Annotated in this window: 15 protein-coding genes; 13 read left to right on the forward strand and 2 right to left on the reverse strand. The window is 67.9% G+C overall.

Annotated features, from left to right (window positions below; all coding sequences use genetic code 11):
* The first annotated feature begins 199 nt into the window (after positions 1 to 199).
* The 3 genes from E4V01_RS07230 (at position 200) to E4V01_RS07240 (ending at position 4,928) form a co-directional block, all read left to right on the forward strand.
* A protein-coding gene (locus E4V01_RS07230; RefSeq protein WP_135297867.1) for an IS3 family transposase occupies positions 200 to 1,455 on the forward strand; the annotation gives its coding sequence in 2 pieces (ribosomal slippage) (positions 200 to 524 and positions 524 to 1,455; 1,257 coding nt in all).
* A gap of 823 nt (positions 1,456 to 2,278) precedes the next feature.
* Complete coding sequence (locus tag E4V01_RS07235; protein WP_135297868.1) at positions 2,279 to 3,919, forward strand: porin; 1,641 nt, start codon at positions 2,279 to 2,281, stop codon at positions 3,917 to 3,919.
* 133 nt (positions 3,920 to 4,052) lie between these two features.
* Complete coding sequence (locus E4V01_RS07240; protein ID WP_135297869.1) at positions 4,053 to 4,928, forward strand: 4-(cytidine 5'-diphospho)-2-C-methyl-D-erythritol kinase; 876 nt, start codon at positions 4,053 to 4,055, stop codon at positions 4,926 to 4,928.
* Between the two features lie 18 nt (positions 4,929 to 4,946).
* Here E4V01_RS07240 and E4V01_RS07245 read toward each other — a convergent pair whose 3' ends face one another.
* Entirely contained in the window at positions 4,947 to 5,969 is a 1,023-nt protein-coding gene (locus E4V01_RS07245) for a polyprenyl synthetase family protein (protein WP_135297870.1), read from the reverse strand.
* 202 nt (positions 5,970 to 6,171) lie between these two features.
* On the opposite strand from E4V01_RS07245, the gene E4V01_RS07250 reads away from it, so the two are divergent.
* From E4V01_RS07250 to E4V01_RS07270, 5 genes are all read left to right on the forward strand, one after another.
* Positions 6,172 to 6,399 (forward strand): DUF2007 domain-containing protein, encoded by a 228-nt coding sequence (locus tag E4V01_RS07250; protein WP_060770495.1) that lies wholly within the window; start codon positions 6,172 to 6,174, stop codon positions 6,397 to 6,399.
* Positions 6,400 to 6,410: 11 nt separating this feature from the next.
* Positions 6,411 to 7,163, forward strand: a complete 753-nt coding sequence (locus E4V01_RS07255) for a tRNA1(Val) (adenine(37)-N6)-methyltransferase (protein ID WP_135297871.1) — start codon at positions 6,411 to 6,413, stop codon at positions 7,161 to 7,163.
* 226 nt (positions 7,164 to 7,389) lie between these two features.
* Entirely contained in the window at positions 7,390 to 8,250 is an 861-nt protein-coding gene (locus tag E4V01_RS07260) for a S49 family peptidase (RefSeq protein ID WP_135297872.1), read from the forward strand.
* Positions 8,251 to 8,880: 630 nt separating this feature from the next.
* Positions 8,881 to 9,345, forward strand: a complete 465-nt coding sequence (locus E4V01_RS07265; RefSeq protein ID WP_060770491.1) for a nuclear transport factor 2 family protein — start codon at positions 8,881 to 8,883, stop codon at positions 9,343 to 9,345.
* A gap of 3 nt (positions 9,346 to 9,348) precedes the next feature.
* The gene (locus E4V01_RS07270; RefSeq protein ID WP_135297873.1) at positions 9,349 to 9,912 is read left to right on the forward strand and encodes a TetR/AcrR family transcriptional regulator; all 564 of its coding nucleotides are present in this window, start codon (positions 9,349 to 9,351) and stop codon (positions 9,910 to 9,912) included.
* A gap of 12 nt (positions 9,913 to 9,924) precedes the next feature.
* On the opposite strand, the gene E4V01_RS07275 is transcribed toward E4V01_RS07270, so the two are convergent.
* Positions 9,925 to 10,167 (reverse strand): hypothetical protein, encoded by a 243-nt coding sequence (locus E4V01_RS07275; protein ID WP_135297874.1) that lies wholly within the window; start codon positions 10,165 to 10,167, stop codon positions 9,925 to 9,927.
* A 285-nt stretch (positions 10,168 to 10,452) separates the two neighbouring features.
* Between E4V01_RS07275 and E4V01_RS26540 the strand changes: the two genes are divergently transcribed.
* From E4V01_RS26540 to glyS, 5 genes are all read left to right on the forward strand, one after another.
* Positions 10,453 to 10,575: a hypothetical protein gene (locus E4V01_RS26540; protein WP_256371246.1), complete on the forward strand. Its 123-nt coding sequence runs from the start codon at positions 10,453 to 10,455 to the stop codon at positions 10,573 to 10,575.
* Positions 10,576 to 10,668: 93 nt separating this feature from the next.
* On the forward strand, positions 10,669 to 11,616 hold the full coding sequence (locus E4V01_RS07280) for a glycine--tRNA ligase subunit alpha (protein ID WP_060770488.1): 948 nt from the start codon (positions 10,669 to 10,671) through the stop codon (positions 11,614 to 11,616).
* A 3-nt stretch (positions 11,617 to 11,619) separates the two neighbouring features.
* Positions 11,620 to 12,063 carry a DUF3828 domain-containing protein gene (locus E4V01_RS07285; protein WP_135297875.1) on the forward strand — a complete coding sequence of 148 codons (444 nt, stop codon included), beginning with the start codon at positions 11,620 to 11,622 and terminating at the stop codon, positions 12,061 to 12,063.
* A gap of 144 nt (positions 12,064 to 12,207) precedes the next feature.
* On the forward strand, positions 12,208 to 14,094 hold the full coding sequence (locus tag E4V01_RS07290; RefSeq protein ID WP_135297876.1) for a PhoX family phosphatase: 1,887 nt from the start codon (positions 12,208 to 12,210) through the stop codon (positions 14,092 to 14,094).
* A 155-nt stretch (positions 14,095 to 14,249) separates the two neighbouring features.
* Positions 14,250 to 16,340: a glycine--tRNA ligase subunit beta gene (gene glyS / locus E4V01_RS07295; protein ID WP_135297877.1), complete on the forward strand. Its 2,091-nt coding sequence runs from the start codon at positions 14,250 to 14,252 to the stop codon at positions 16,338 to 16,340.
* Positions 16,341 to 16,519: the final 179 nt, after the last annotated feature.

Genomic DNA, 16,519 nt, shown 5'->3' on the forward strand with positions numbered 1-16,519 from the left:
CGAAGTCCGTCGAGTGGCGAGGCCGCTGACGGTCATGGCGGGGCTCGGCGCCGCTCATCCTGAGCGCCGCTTCGTTCGGCGCGTTCGCGTCTGTGATGGCGCAAAGAGCGGATCGACCGACGCTCTTGGCTCCTCCTCCGCCCCACGGTTGCTTGAGACACCCCGTTAGCGGACGGTTTCCGCCTCAGGGGTGAGGACGATGACGACGAACACGGGAACGATTTCCGGCACGGTCGGACCTGGCCGGGGTGGGCGCATGTCCCGGCAGCGCAAGCGGGACGCGGTGCTGCGGCTTCTGCGTGGTGAGGACCTTGAGAGCGTCTCACGCGGCCTGGGTGTGACGGCCGCGACCTTGTCGGGCTGGTGCGACGCCTTTCTCACGGCGGGCGAGGCCAGTCTGTCGACTCGGACCCTCGATGCGGATGCGCTGGAGAGCGGGCGTCTGAAGGCCAAGCTCGGCGAGATGCTGCTGGAGCGCGAGCTGTTGGAGGCCAAGGTCGCCGCCCTGGAGGCGCGTGGCCCCGGCCCTTTGGTCCGCAGGCGGTCGCGGCTATGAGCCGGACCGTCTCGCCTGTCAGCGGCAAAGTCTACGGGCTGGCCCGAGTGTGCCGGATCTGGCGCGTGTCGCGCGCCACCGTCCACCGGCATCTCTCACCGCCCCGCTCGGAGGCCACGCCCGATCCCGCGCGGCGGCCCGGCCCGGTCGGGGCGATGCCGGATGCGGCACTGCTTTTGCGGATCCGCGCCATCCTGACCGGCAGCCCCTTCCATGGCGAGGGCCACCGCAAGGTCTGGGCACGACTGCGTATGAAGGGTGTGCGCACCTCCAAGCGCCGGGTGCTGCGCCTGATGCGCGCCCACGACCTGCTGGCCCCCACGCGGGTCGGTGCGCCGCGCGGTCCGCGCAACCACGACGGCACCATCATCCCGGACCGGGTCGACACGATGTGGGGCACCGACCTGACCACCACCTGGACGGCCGAGGGGCAGGTCGCGGTGTTCGTGGCCATCGATCATCGCTCGGCCGAATGTGTCGGCATCCATGCAGCCCGCCGAGCTACGCGCTTCGAGGCGCTGGAGCCGATCCGCCAGGGCGTGCGGCAGCGCTTCGGTGGCTTCGCGGCCGAGATCGCCTCCGGCCTCAGCGTCCGGCACGATCACGGCAGTCAGTACATGGCGGACGCCTTCCAGACCGAGCTCGCGTTCCTGGGCATCGCGAGTTCGCCCGCCTTCGTGCGCGCCCCGGAGGGGAATGGATGCGCCGAGCGCTTCATCCGCACCCTCAAAGAGAACCTGCTGTGGGTCGAGTACTTCGAGACGGTCGAGGATCTGCGCCACGCGCTACTGGCGTTCCGGGATCTCTACAATGAGACGTGGCTGATCGAGCGACACGGGTTCCGGCCACCGGCTGCAATCCGCGCCGCGCAGCTTCCACCCGCGGCCATCGCCGCGTAGGCTTCACATCGGTGTCTCACAATCCGCGGGCGGTACACTCCCATGATGTCCATGCGTCGTCCGGGACGTCGGGTCCGAGACGACGGGCGGGCGTTTCGTGGCGCATTGTCTGTTCGAGAGGGCGGGCCGTCACCGCTCGGGTGGGTGCCCCAGGGCGTGCCTCCTGCCCGAGCCGGTAGCCGGGTTCTGCTGCAAAGGTTGGCATCGCCGGCCGGATCTCGGGTGCCTCTGCGTCCGCGTCCGCCGTTCGAGGCCCATGTCTGTCGCTGTCCATTATCAGTTGTTGCATCGGCGCGACATGGGGCTCGAGGCGGATGTATTGGTTTGATCCTGCCGTATTTCGACGACTCGGGTATTATCAGAGAATGCTCGACAATTCATTCGCGGCCGAGAGTATTTTTCGGCGCAATTGGCCGCTATTTTTATTATAGATTGGTTAATTTCTTATTCGGAAATTTATTTTAAATTGATTGGTGATTTTGGTCTGTAAATTCGATAAAATTGAGTTTTTCTACAATCTTAAATACTTTAATTATAATTTTTATGCCATATAGTATGCGTATACTGATCCATTCGCGCTCTCATTATTTGGATGTCGCTCTCTTGGTCCGATCTCGATTCCGACCGGGATACGTTTTGGCTCTTCATCACCGTTCGATCGAATCGAGATCGCGGTCGGCAGCCTACACATGACACATGTCGCCGCGCGGAGCGTGCGGCCGGTCGAGTTTCGCGAGTCGGCACCGATCTGAGCGGCACAAGACTTGTAGTAGCCACGACATCAGCAAACCAACCGGCGCGTGTGGCCGGAAGAGGAGTGTCGATGTCGCGGTTGAAATCGGGCCTGCTGGCCTGCTGCGCCAGTCTCCTCGCCGGCCCTGCCGGACACGCGGCGGATTACCCCCGTGGGAACAGCAGGCCGGTCGACGACGTGCGCGCCTGCAACGCCTACGGTGCCGGATTCTTCTTCATTCCCGGTACGGAGACGTGCGTCCGCTTCTCCGGCCGGGCGCGCTACGAGGCAGGTTTCGTTCCGAACCGCAACCGTACGCAGAGCCAGGGGGACCTATCCCAGGCGCGCGGGATGATGCGTCTCAATCTCGATGCCCGCAGCCAAACCGATTACGGCCTCTTACGGGCCTTTCTCCGCGTCGAAGCCGCGAGCCGCACCGGCATCCTCCAGTCCACCGGTACGCAGCAGCGCATCGGCAATGCCTTCCCGGCCCTCGGTCAGGATACGTTCGGCCGCGTCCAGAATTTTTTCGTCGTCGAAAAGGCCTTCGTCCAGTTTGCCGGCATTACCGCTGGCCACGCTGCCTCCTTCTTCGATTTCTACGCGCACGATTATGAGATGAGCGGCCTCACGACCGGATCCAATCTCTCTTCGACCAACCTGCTTGCCTATACGTCGAGGATCGGCGGCCTGAGCCTGAGCCTGTCGATGGAAGACCCCTTTTTTCGGAAGCAGCCGGTCTATGCGGCCTCCGTCGCGGCCGATGCCGCCCCGCTCGGTGCGCCCTCGCAGTTCGTCGTGCCGACGTCGGCACCGACACCCGTGATCCTGGCAATCGATTCTGGCTTCAACGCCACGGGCGTCGCCTTCCTCGACGCCGTGCAGCGTGCCCGCATGCCCGACTTCGTGGCGGCGCTGCACTACGATGACAGCTGGGGCTCCGCCCATCTCTCCTCCGCCGTCGCGAACATCAATGTGGGCGGCTTCATCGCCACCCCGGCGCTCGGCCCGGCCGGCACCACCATCGCGACCGAAACGGCGGCCGCACTCCTGGCGGCGCGGGGTGTCACGTCCGGCGCGCAGACGGATTACGGCTGGGCGGTGCAAGCCGGCGTCAAGCTGAACCTGCCGATGATCGCACCGGGCGATGGCATCTACCTTCAGGCGGCCTATGCCGAGGGAGCCATGAACTACACCGGGTTCACGTTTTTCTCGGGCAGCTACGCAAGCAATCTGACCCCGATTCAGGGTGCTTCCGTCCAGCAATTCGTCTCGGATGCCGTGGTCAACCCGATGACCGGCAAGCTCGATTTGTCGACGAGCTTCACCGTGGTCAGCTCCTTTCTCCATTACTGGTCGCCGGAATGGCGCTCGGCCTTCTTCGCCAGCTACGGTGCGCTCGACTACAAGCGCGGAACGCGCGAAAACTTCAGCATGCTGAATGATTTGGTTGGCAACGCCGCCCCGCCCAATGCTTTCGCCAACCCGGTTGCCTTCAGCCTTAGTCCCGTGCTTCGCGACACGGATCAGGTGATCGCCGGCGTGAGTCTGATCTGGTCGCCGGTCCGGGACCTCGAGATCGGCATTGAGGGCACGTATATCGGTACTTCGGTCCAGAGCGGGCGCGTTCCGGATGCGACCTACCCGATCCTCGTGAACGGTCTGCCGTTCGTGACGGCCAGTCGCCACGATGCAGGTCAGATCCGCATGCGCATCCAATGCGATTTCTAGAGCATCGCCCCGAAAGACGGGCGCGCGACCGTCAGCCCGTCGGCTGCTGCGGGCCGGTGCCAACCGCCTTGCTCGTCGGGAAGGCTCACCCTATGGCAGTGCCCGTCCCCCGCCTCATCGGCCGAGAGCTCCTGTGTCCGTCCTCACCACCCGCGCTCCGGCCAAGATCAACCTGACCCTGCACATCCTCGGCCGCCGGCCCGGCGACGGCTACCATGCGCTGGAGAGCCTCGTGGCCTTCGCCGATGTGGCCGACACGCTGGAGCTGGTGCCGGGTCCTGATCTGTCGCTGGATATCTCCGGCCCCACCGCCGGGCCGGCCGGACCGCTCGACGACAACCTCGTCCTGCGCGCCGCCCGCCACCTCGCCGCGGGCGTGGACGGCCTGAGGCTCGGTGCGTTCCGCCTCCACAAGCAACTCCCCGTCGCGGCCGGGATCGGCGGCGGATCGTCGGATGCCGCCGCCGCTCTGCGGTTGCTCGCGGAGTCGAATGGGCTCTCCCTCGACCACCCGGCCGTGATCGCCGCGGCACGGGCGACCGGCGCCGACGTGCCGGTCTGCCTCGATCCGCGGGCGCGGATGATGCGCGGCGCGGGTGAGGAGATCGGGCCGGTGCTCGGCCTCGCATCGCTGCCGGCGGTGCTGGTCAATCCCGGCGTGCCGGTCGCGACCGCGCCGGTCTTCAAGGCGCTCGGCCTCGCGGTCGGTCAGCGGCTCGACGGGGCGGAGCATCCGGTCGTCCGGTCTGGTCTCGATGCGGACGCCGTGCTCGGCGCCATCGCGCCGGCCCGCAACGATCTCGAAGCGCCGGCCCTTAGCGTCGCCCCGGTGATCGGCGAGGCCCTGGCTTTGCTGCGGGCTCGGGCCGGGTGCCGGCTTGCGCGGATGTCGGGCTCCGGTGCCACCGTGTTCGCGATTTTTTCCGACGACGGGGCGGCGGAAGCGGCGGCCGGAGCGATCCGCGCGGCGCGGCCGGATTGGTGGGTCGAGCCGACGCGGCTCGCCTGATCCGTCGGCTACGGGCGCTCAGTGCGCCCGGGCGATGCAGAAATCGACCACCTGCAGCAGGGCGGCCTTCATCGGTCCCTGCGGGAACGGCTCCAGCGCCGCGCGGGCCTGATCGCCGTAGTGGCGCGCCCGCGCGATCGTGTCGTCCAGGGCGCGATGGTGGCTCAGGATGCCGAGGGCCTGCTGGAGATCGCCCTCCGCCCGATCCTCGCGTTCGAGGGTGCGGCGCCAGAAGGCACGCTCCTCGTCCGATCCGCGGCGGAGCGCCAGCACGATCGGCAGGGTGATCTTGCCCTCGCGGAAATCGTCGCCGACATTCTTGCCGAGGGCCGCGCTGGTGCCGCCGTAATCGAGCACATCGTCGATGAGCTGGAACGCGATGCCAAGGTTCATGCCGTAGGCGCGGCAGGCCGCCTGCTCGGATTCCGGCCGTCCGGCAAGCACCGGGCCGACTTCGCAGGCCGCCGCGAACAGCTCCGCGGTCTTGCCGCGGATCACGGCGAGATACGCGTCCTCGCTCGTCTCGATGTTCTTGGCGGCGGTGAGCTGCATCACCTCGCCCTCGGCGATGACGGTCGCCGCCGCCGACAGGATGTCGAGAGCGCGCAGGCTCCCGACCTCGACCATCATGCGGAAGGCTTGGCCGAGCAGGAAGTCGCCGACGAGCACGCTCGCCTCGTTGCCCCACTTGATGCGGGCGGCGACGCGCCCGCGGCGCATGTCGCTCTCGTCCACCACATCGTCGTGCAGGAGGGTCGCGGTGTGCATGAACTCGACCGCGGCGGCGAGCTTCACCGCGCCGTCACCGCTGCCGTAGCGGCACAGGTCGGCGCAGGCGAGCGTCAGGATCGGGCGCAGGCGCTTGCCGCCGGACGCGATCAGGTGGTTGGCGACCTCGGGGATCATCGCCACATCGGAGCCGGTGCGCGACAGGATGGTCGCGTTCACCCGCTCCATCCCGGCCGCGACGAGGCTCACGAGATCGGTGAGGCTGGCCTCCGGATCGGAGCGGCCTTCATCGAGGGTAACGACGACGCCCAAAGCGCGATGCCTCCGGAAAAACTCTCGACCGGCATCCTGCCGGAACCCCTGCCCCGCGGCTGCCCCTGTCGCACGGGGCCGGCGGCAGGGCAACACGCGGTCGTGCCGCACGGCTGCACGGCTGCGCCAGGGCGTGGACAATGTTACGAGCCGGGAGGCCGCGCGATCCCCCCGCGGGGTTTCGGCAAAGGATGACGATGCCGTGAAGGAACTGATCCGCAGCAACGACATCGTCCTGATCGGCTTCGCGCGTTCGCTTTTGGAAGAGGCGGGCGTCCCGCTCTTCGTCGCCGACGAGCATATGAGCGCGCTGGAAGGATCGATCGGCATGTTCGGCCGGCGCCTGCTGGTGCCCGACGACCATGCGCCGCAGGCCCGCCGCATCCTGATCGATGCCGGCTTGTCCGCCGAACTGCGCGACGCGCCCTGAGTGAGCCACTCGTGAGCGCCGAGCCGGATGCCTTCCTCGGCGGTCGCCTGAGGCTGCGCCAGCCGCCCCGCGGCGCCCACCGCGCCGGCACGGACGCGGTGCTGCTCGCCCGCCTTCTGGCTCCCGCGCCGGGCGCCACGCTCTACGACCTCGGCGCGGCGACCGGCGCGGTCGGGCTGGCAGCAGCATTTCTCTCCGAGGCGGGCCGCGTGGTGCTGGTCGAGCGAGATCCCGAACTCGTCGCCCTCGCCCGGCAAAATGCCTCGGCGAACGGGCTCGACGCGCGTGTCGCGGTGATCGAGGCGGATATCCTCGCGCCGGGGGCGCAGCGCCGGGCGGCGGGCCTGGAGCCGGACAGCGCCGACATCGTGCTGACCAACCCACCCTTCTTCGAGGAGGGCGCACACCGCCCCTCCCCCGTCCCGCAAAAAGCCTCGGCACACAGCTTCGTGGCTGGCGGACTCGATCTGTGGCTGAGAACCTGCGCCGACCTGCTGCGCCCCGGCGGACGGCTCGGCCTGATTCACCGGGCGGATGCCCTGCCCGCCTGCCTCGACGCCCTGCGCGGGCGCTTCGGCGATTGCGCCGTCCGCCCAATTCATGGGCGGGCCGATCGACCGGCGATCCGCGTGCTGATCGCGGCGGTGAAGGGCAGCCGCGCCCCGTTTCGCCTGCTGCCGCCCCTGGTGCTTCAGGACGAGGCCGGGCGCTTCACGCCGGAAGCCGAGGCGCTGCATCGAGGTGACCCCTGGCCGGCGCCGTGAGGCCGGATCGCGGCCGAAGCGGGCGCCCGCCGCAATGGATCGGCCGGCGGCGTCCTGCTAACGGAGAACGAACCTGCCCCATGGAGCCGTATCCGACCCCATTGCATCGGGTCGGTGTCTCCGGCCCCTTGTTTTGACGTGCATTCTTTCGATGAGCCGGTGACCCCTTCGTCGGAATGCGTTTTAGGAAGCTGCGCACCTGCGCGTTCTGAAAAATAAGGCCGCCATGCCGCTGACCATCCCGACCTGGATGCGCCGCCTCCTGCCCCGCCGCTTCCGTGAGACCCCGGCGCGGGTCGCCGTGGTGCGCCTGAGCGGGGCGATCGGTGCCGTCTCGCCGATCCGGCCGGGCCTTTCCATCGGCACGGTGGCGCCGAGCCTGGAGCGTGCCTTCACCATGCCGGGCCTGTCGGCGGTGGCGCTCGTCATCAACTCTCCCGGCGGATCGCCGGTGCAGTCACACCTGATCTACCGGCGCATCCGGGCGCTGGCGGCGGAGAAGGAGATCAAGGTCTTCGCCTTTGTGGAGGATGCCGCGGCCTCCGGCGGCTACATGATCGCCTGCGCCGCCGACGAGATCGTCGCCGATCCCGCCTCGCTCGTCGGCTCCATCGGCGTGGTCTCGGCCGGTTTCGGTTTCGACCGGATGATCGAGCGCATCGGCATCGAGCGCCGCGTCCACACCCAGGGCGAGGCCAAGGCGATGCTCGACCCGTTCCGCCCGGAAAACCCGCAGGACATCGCCCGGCTGAAGGAGATCCAGGCCGACGTGCAGGCCCTGTTCTCCGGCCTCGTACGCGAGCGCCGGCCGATGCTCGACGCCAGCCGCGATCTGTTCACCGGTGCTGTCTGGACCGGGCGGCAGGCGCTCGATCTCGGCCTCGTCGATGCGCTCGGCGACCTGCGCGGCACCCTGCGCGCCCGCTACGGCGAGAAGGTCGATCTGCGGCTCGTGGCCGAGAATCGCGGTTCCTGGCTCGCCCGCCTGCTCCGCCGCGCCGGTCCGGGCCAGACGGCCGCCGGACTCCCCGATGCGCTGATCGCGGCGGTGGAGGAGCGGGCCGCCTGGGCGCGATTGGGACTATAGCAATCTAGGAATTTCTTACACTTCGTGCATATAGTTTCATGCAGGTCTTCAGAAGCGATCGACAGTATGCATTGATAATTTCATTGAATTATTGCGACGACGTGTCCGAAAGGACGTCGGGTAGGAATAAATCAGTGCCCGCATCACCTGTTGACCGGATTGCCGAATGGATGAGCGTTGGGTCTAGGCGGCCCATTTTTAAATTTATCTATGTGATCGGGATCATTTTGTCGCCAATCTGGGTTTCACTTTTTGTATACTTTCTTATCAATTATGGTTTCATCAATGATATCCAATTTTATTTAGTTTACACACCAGTATTTATTGGGACGGTCGGGTGTCTGATTCTGCCAATCAAATCCGTGGTCGTAAGGATATTGATTGCTGTCGCCTACGCGCCAACATCGCTAGTTTTAGTTATTGCTTTTCACCTTACTGTTGGATGTGTGCTTATTGGGTTTTGCGTATAGAAAATTAGAAAGTTCCTGCGCGAGCCTGAACGGCTTGCATACGTTATGCACCAAGCGGACGACTTTCATAAATTCATCGACAGAATCGCACTTGCCGGCTTGAGCGAGTTTCTGTACCGATCGGTCTGCAGTTGACCGATAGGTACAGAGAGGTCCCGCCATGTCGCGCCCCCCGCTTCCGCCCTTCACCGACGAGACCGCTGCGCAGAAGGCGCGCATGGCGGAGGACGCCTGGAACAGCCGCGACCCGGAGCGCGTCGCCCTCGCCTACACGACCGATAGCGTCTGGCGGAACCGCGCGGAGTTCGTGAAGGGGCGCGAGGAAATCGCCGCGTTCCTGCGCCGCAAGTGGGCGCGTGAGTTGGAGTACCGGTTGATCAAGGAAGTCTGGGCGCATCAGGGCAACCGGATCGCCGTGCGCTTCGCCTATGAGTGGCGCGACGACAGCGGCCAGTGGTTCCGTTCCTATGGCAACGAGAACTGGGAGTTCGACGAGGCGGGCCTGATGCGTCGCCGGATCGCCTCCATCAACGATCTGCCGATCACGGAAGCTGACCGGAAGTATCACTGGCCGCTCGGCCGCCGCCCCGACGACCACCCGTCCTTGAGCGATCTGGGGCTGTAGGGCGTGGCCCGTACCGTCGCCGAACGGTCCGACGTGCTGCCGCTGCTCGCGGAGGTCTTTCGCGAGCACGGCTACGAGGGCGCGAGCCTGTCGCTGATCTCGAAGGCGACGGGTCTCGGCAAGGGCAGCCTCTACCACTTCTTTCCCGGCGGGAAGGAGGAGATGGCAGGCGCCGTGCTCGCCGAGATCGACGGCTGGTTCGAGGCCAACGTCTTCCGCCTCCTGCGGGAGGCGGAAGACCCCGCGGCGGCCGTGGCGGCGATGTTTGCGACGGTCGCCGACTATTTCCGCTCCGGCCGCCGGGTCTGCCTCGTCGGGGCCCTGAGCCTGAGCGATGCCCGCGACCGTTTCGCGGGTCGTCTCAGAGACTACTTCGCCCGTTGGGTCGAAGCCCTTGCCGAGGCGCTGGAACGAGCGGGACATTCCTCGGCGTCGGCCGGCATGCTCGCCGAAGAGGCCGTCGGCGGCATCCAGGGGGCGGTGGTGCTGGCCCGCGCCCTCGACCGGCCGGACGTGTTCGAGCGGATCCTGGCGGGATTGCGGGCGCGATGCCTCGCCCACCCCTGAGCCGTTTTCAGCTCAGCGCGCGCAGCCGGCCGGGGCGGCATAGCCGGAATAGACCACCCGGACCTTGCGGGCGCAGGTCTCGGCGGCGGGCATGGTGGCAACCGGCGCGATCTCGACGGGCGTGACCGCCACCGTCTTCTCGACGATGCCGCTGCCATCCTGCGTGGCGAAAGCGTTCGAGGCGCCCATCATGAGCGATGTGGTGGCGAGCGAGGCCGCGACGAGGGCGGCGAAAACAGTCAAACCCGTGCGCATGATCTGTCCGAAAGTGTTAACCGCTCACCGCGAGGGCGGGAGCGTTGCTGTTCATTTGGGGGCTTAACTTGGCAGAAACCTTTGCCGTTCCCGCGATGCGACCGCGATCTGCAAAATGATGTGCCTGGGCGCACCGGGGCATCGCCGCCGGCCCCGTTCGGCCTTTGGCCTCGTAAATGCTGGCCGGCGCCCCATATGAAGGAGACCCTCCGCGCAATCCCGTGCTTTGGGCGTTTTGCGGAGACCGATATGGCTTATTCTTCGGATAAGGGGGGCGCACGCCCCGTGTCAGCGACCGACTTCAACGACCGCGTGAAGCAGTTGCTGGCGGACAAGCCGGCGATCCAGGCGGTGCCGAAGGACCGGACGGCCAAGCGGAACTTCACCCGCTCCGCCCCCCGGGCCTAAACGGATGACGGGGGCGGAGTCGGCAGCAGCTTGCTTGACACCCCGCCCCCCGCTCTTAAACGGTCCGGCAACTTCCCTCCTGTCGGACCTTCCATGCCGAGCGACGCCGACCTTTCGCCCACACGCTCGTTCCAGGGCCTGATCCTCACCCTGCAGCGCTTCTGGGCGGCCAAGGGTTGCGTGATCCTCCAGCCCTACGACATGGAGGTCGGCGCCGGCACCTTCCACCCGGCCACGACCCTGCGGGCCCTCGGCCCGAAGCCCTGGAAGGCGGCCTATGTGCAGCCCTCCCGGCGGCCGAAGGACGGGCGCTACGGCGAGAACCCGAACCGGCTGCAGCACTACTACCAGTTTCAGGTGATCCTGAAGCCGAACCCGCCGAACCTTCAAGAGCTCTACCTTGCCTCGCTGGAGGCGATCGGCGTCGATCTCAAGCTCCACGACATCCGCTTCGTCGAGGACGATTGGGAGAGCCCGACGCTCGGCGCCTGGGGGCTGGGCTGGGAATGCTGGTGCGACGGGATGGAGGTGAGTCAGTTCACCTACTTCCAGCAGGTCGCAGGCTTCGAATGCGCGCCGGTCGCCGGCGAGCTGACCTACGGCCTGGAACGCCTCGCGATGTACGTGCAGGGCGTCGAGAACGTCTACGATCTCAATTTCAACGGCGGCGAGGGTGACGAGAAGGTCACCTACGGCGACGTCTTCCTCCAGGCCGAGCAGGAATATTCGCGGCACAACTTCGAGGCCGCGGACACGGCGATGCTGTTCCGCCACTTCGCCGACGCGGAGAAGGCCTGCCGCCTCTACCTCGAAGCCGGCGCCCCCGAGAGCGAGGGCGCGCACCACCGCATCGTGCAGCCGGCCTACGACCAGTGCATCAAGGCGAGCCACGTCTTCAACCTGCTCGACGCCCGCGGCGTGATCTCGGTCACCGAGCGTCAGAGCTACATTCTGCGTGTGCGCGAACTGGCCAAGGCCTGCGGCGCCGCATGGCTGAAGACCGAGGCCGGCGGCCATTCCGGTGACCGGGCGGCGGCCTGAACGATGCAGCGCCGCGCCGTCCTGGCCCTAGCCCTTGGGCTTCTCGCCGGTCCCGCCTTCGCGCAATCCGCGACCGACCCGGTGGACACCGTGCGGGCCTTCTATGCGGCGGACGACATCAACGCGGTGCGCTTCTACGCCAAATCCCTGCGCGCGCTCTACGAGCGCGACCAGCGCGAGGCCAAGGGCGAGGTCGGGCGGCTCGGTTTCGCCTTTCACGTCAACGGCCAGGACCCGGAACCGGGTTTTGCCAAGTCGCTGGCGCTCGCCCCGCTTTCGAACGAAGGCGACCGGGCCGAGGTGCGGGCGACCTTCCGCAACGGCGGGCCGCAGGAACTGCGCTACAACCTCGTGCGCGAGGCCGGCGCGTGGAGGATCGCCAACGTTCGCTCGCTGAAGGGCGAGACCTGGGATCTCGTCGCCATCCTGTCGGCGCCGCTGCCATAGAGCATCGTCCCGAAAGGTGGTTTCCGGCTTTCGGAAAAAAGACGATGCTTGAGCGCGCCGCCGCGCACCGAACCCTCCCGTCATCGCAGCGACATCGGACGGGCGTAGGCGCGCCGCCTCACGAAGGTGGATGAGACGCGCCCGATGTCCGACACGCCCGACGCTCCGACCCTCGATGCGGTGATCGCGCAGCGCTTCTCCCGGCGCGACCTGATGCGCGGCTCGCTGGCCGCCGCACTCGCCGCGGGAATGGCGCCGCAGGCTGTCGCTGCCCCCGCCGATGCCTCTGCCTTCGACTTCCCCGAACTCACCGTCGGCGTCGATGAGCACCTGCACGTGGCCGAGGGCTACGAGGCCAGGCCCCTGCTGCGCTGGGGCGACCCGCTGTTTCCCGATGCGCCGGCCTTCGATCCGCGCAAGCAGAGCGCGCGGGGTCAGGAGCGTCAATTCGGCTACAACAACGACTTCGTCGGCTTCATCCCGCTCGACGCGGCGGGCCAGCGTGGCCTGCTCGTGGTCAATCACGAATATACCAATGCCGAGCTGATGTTTCCCGGCCTCGGGGCTGCCGACCGCAAGGGCGTGATCGCCGCCCTGAGCCCGGAACAGGTTGCGGTCGAAATGGCCGCCCATGGCGGCTCGGTGGTCGAGATCGTCTGCGAGGCGGAAGGCTGGCGCCCGGTGATCGGCTCACCTTACACGCGGCGCATCACGGCGGAGACGCCGATCGCCTTGACCGGTCCGGCGGCGGGTCATCCCCGCCTCATGACCGAGGCCGACCCGAGCGGCCGGCGCGTGCTCGGCATGATCAACAACTGCTCCGGCGGTGTCACGCCCTGGGGCACGTGGCTCTCGGGCGAGGAGAACATCAACTACTACTTCTCCGGAGCTCTCCCCGCCGGACATGCGGAGGCCGGCAATGCGAAGGCGATCGGCCTGGGCAGCCCGCAATATGCCTGGAGCCGCTTCCATCCGCGCTTCGATCTCGCGCAGGCGCCCAACGAGCCGAACCGGTTCGGCTGGGTGGTCGAGATCAATCCGTTCGATCCGGCCTCGACCCCGAAGAAGCGCACGGCGCTCGGCCGGTTCAAGCATGAGGGTGCGGCGGGTGCGCGTTCGCTCGACGGGCGCTACGTCGTCTATCTCGGCGACGACGAGCGCTTTCAGCACGTCTACCGCTTCGTCAGCGAGGGCCGGGTGCAGACCGAGCGCGCGGACAATGCCGACCTTCTCGATTCCGGCACGCTCAGCGTGGCCCGGTTCGAGCCCGACGGCACCGGTCGCTGGCTGGCGCTGGTGCACGGTGCGAACGGGCTCGATGCGGGCAACGGTTTCGCCAGCCAGGCCGACGTGCTGATCGAGACCCGACGCGCTGCCAAGAGGCTCGGCGCCACGCCGATGGACCGGCCCGAGGATATCGAGGCGAACCCGCGCACCGGCCGCGTCTACGTGATGCTGACCAACAACGGGAAGCGCACCGCCGATCAAGAGGAGCCCGCCAACCCGCGCGGCCCCAACGCCTTCGGCCACGTCATCGAGATCGTCCCCGACGGCACCGACCACGCGGCCGAGACCTTCCGCTGGGAGGTGCTGGTGCGCTGCGGCGACCCGGCCAAGCCCGAGGTGAAGGCGAGCTTTTCCGCGCTCACCACGCAGAACGGGTGGTTCGGCATGCCCGACAACTGCACCGTCGACGGGCGCGGCCGCCTCTGGATCGCCACCGACGGCAACAACCGCCGCGCCACCGGCCGGGCCGACGGCATCTGGGCGGTGGAAACGGAAGGCCCGCGCCGGGGCACTGCGCGCCACTTCCTGCGGGTGCCGGTGGGCGCCGAGATGTGCGGCCCCTGCTTCACCCCCGACGACGCGACCTTCTTCGTCGCCGTCCAGCATCCCGGCGAGCCCGACGAGGAGGGCGCCCTCGGCTCCTACGAAAAGCCCTCGACCCGCTGGCCGGATTTTTCGCCCGATCTGCCGCCGCGACCGTCCGTCGTGGCGGTGCGGCGGAGGGGGGGCGGACGGATCGGGTGACGGGACCGTCATCGCGAGGCGACGCCGAATCGATCCGGAGAAACCGCGTCCCTGGGCTGCTTCGCGGACGCGCGCGATGACGATGGGGCGGCGGTGACAGATGGGGCCCATCTCCCGTCTCGACGCGGCCCGAGCGGGCGGCTATTCCCGCGCGCATGCCTGACCTTCTGCTCGAACTCCGCTCCGAAGAGATCCCCGCGCGCATGCAGCGGCGTGCGGCCGAGGATCTGAAGAAGCTCGTCACCGACGCGCTGGTCGAGCGCGGTTTCCTCTACGAGGGCGCCAAGGCCTTCGCGACGCCGCGGCGGCTGGCGCTGCACGTCGCCGGGCTGCCCGCCCGCGGCGAGGCCGTGCGCGAGGAGCGGCGCGGCCCCCGCGTCGGCGCGCCGGAGGCGGCCGTGCAGGGCTTCCTGAAGAGCGCGGGGCTCGCGAGCCTCGATCAGGCCACCACGGTGACCGATCCGAAGAAGGGCGAGTTCTACCTCGCGGTGATCGAGCGGCCCGGCCGCGAGACGCTGGACGTGCTGGCCGAGATCCTGCCGGGTATCATCAAGAGCTTCCCCTGGCCGAAATCGATGCGCTGGGGCGCGGCCTCGGCCCAGCCCGGCTCCCTGCGCTGGGTACGCCCGCTGCAATCGATCGTCGCCACCTTCGGCCCCGAGACCGAGACGCCGGAGGTCGTGCCGTTCTCGGTCGACGGCATCACCGCGGGCATGGTCACGAGCGGCCACCGCTTCCTCGCGCCCGCGCCGTTCGAGGTGCGCCGCTTCGACGACTACGTCCAGGCGCTGGAGCGCGCCGACGTGATCCTCGACGCCGACCGGCGCAAGGACATCATCCTGCACGACGCCAGGGATCTCGCCTTCGCCCGCGGCCTCGACCTCGTGGAGGACGAGGGCCTGCTGGAGGAGGTGGCCGGGCTGGTGGAGCGGCCGGTGGTGCTGATGGGCTCGTTCGAGGAGCGCTTCCTGGAGATCCCGGCCGAGGCGATCCGGGCGACGATCCGCGCCAACCAGAAGTGCTTCGTGCTGCGCAAGTCCGGCTCGGACGAACTGGCGCCGGCCTTCGTGCTGGTCTCGAACCTGATCGCATCCGATGGCGGCGCGGCGATCACCGCCGGCAACGAGCGCGTGGTGCGGGCCCGGCTCTCGGACGCACGCTTCTTCTGGGAGACCGACAAGGCGACGAAGCTGGAGGACCGCCTCCCGAAGCTCGATTCGATCGTCTTCCACGAGAAGCTCGGTACGCAAGGCGAGCGCGTCGCCCGCATCGCCGCGCTGGCAAAGGAAATCGCACCGCTGGTGGGGGCCGATCCGGCGCTTGCCGAGCGCGCGGCCCGGCTCGCCAAGGCCGATCTCGTCACCGAGATGGTTGGCGAATTTCCGGAATTGCAGGGACTGATGGGCCGCAAATACGCGGCGCTGCAGGGCGAGCATCCGAGCGTCGCCGCGGCCATCGAGGAGCACTACAAGCCGGTGGGCCCGAGCGATCGCGTGCCGACCGACCCGGTCTCCATCGCCGTGGCGCTCGCCGACAAGCTCGATACGCTGGTGGGTTTTTGGGCGATCGACGAGAAGCCGACGGGCAGCAAGGATCCGTATGCGCTGCGGCGGGCGGCCCTCGGCGTGATCCGCGCCGTGATCGAGCGGTCGCTGCGTCTGTCGCTGGCATCCCTTCTGGCGGGTCGCTTCGCAACCGAGGGGTCCGCCCGCACCGCGGACCTCCTCGCCTTCTTCGCCGACCGCCTCAAAGTCTACCTCCGCGACCAGGGCGCCCGCCACGACCTGATCGACGCGGTGTTCGCCCTGCCCGGCCAGGACGACCTCCTGCTCGTCGTCCGCCGTGTCGAGGCGTTGGGCGCGTTCCTCAGCACGGATGACGGGAAGAACCTGCTCGCTGGCTTCAAGCGCGCGGCCAACATCCTGCGCATCGAGGAGAAGAAGGACGGCCGCGCCTACGACGAGGCTCCCGATGCGGCGCTGGCCGCCTCCGGCGAGCCGGAGGAGCGGGCGCTCGGCGAGGCGCTGGCGGCGGCCCGCCACGAGGCCTCCGCCGCGGTGGCGGCCGAGGATTTCGCCGGGGCGATGCGGGCGCTGTCGCGGCTGCGGGCGCCGGTGGACGCCTTCTTCGAAAAGGTCACCGTCAACGCCGACGACCCGGCCCTGCGCCAGAACCGGCTTCTGCTTCTCAACGCGCTGCGCGCGGCCACCCGCGAGGTGGCCGACTTCTCGCGCATCGAGGGCTGACGGGACGGATCGGTCGGGTCGGCGCTCCGGCCCGGCCTCTCGGGGCTCGGCGGGGCGATCCGGGCTTCGCACCGGTGTTCGTGCGTGAGCGTTACATTTCCGCCGCAAGTCGTGAGGCAATCTAGGAACGAAGCCTCAAGATCTTGAACTGTGGCTCAACGGCAATCGTCGCTTGTCTT

Source organism: Methylorubrum sp. Q1, assembly GCF_004683995.1.
Taxonomy (GTDB): Bacteria; Pseudomonadota; Alphaproteobacteria; order Rhizobiales; family Beijerinckiaceae; genus Methylobacterium.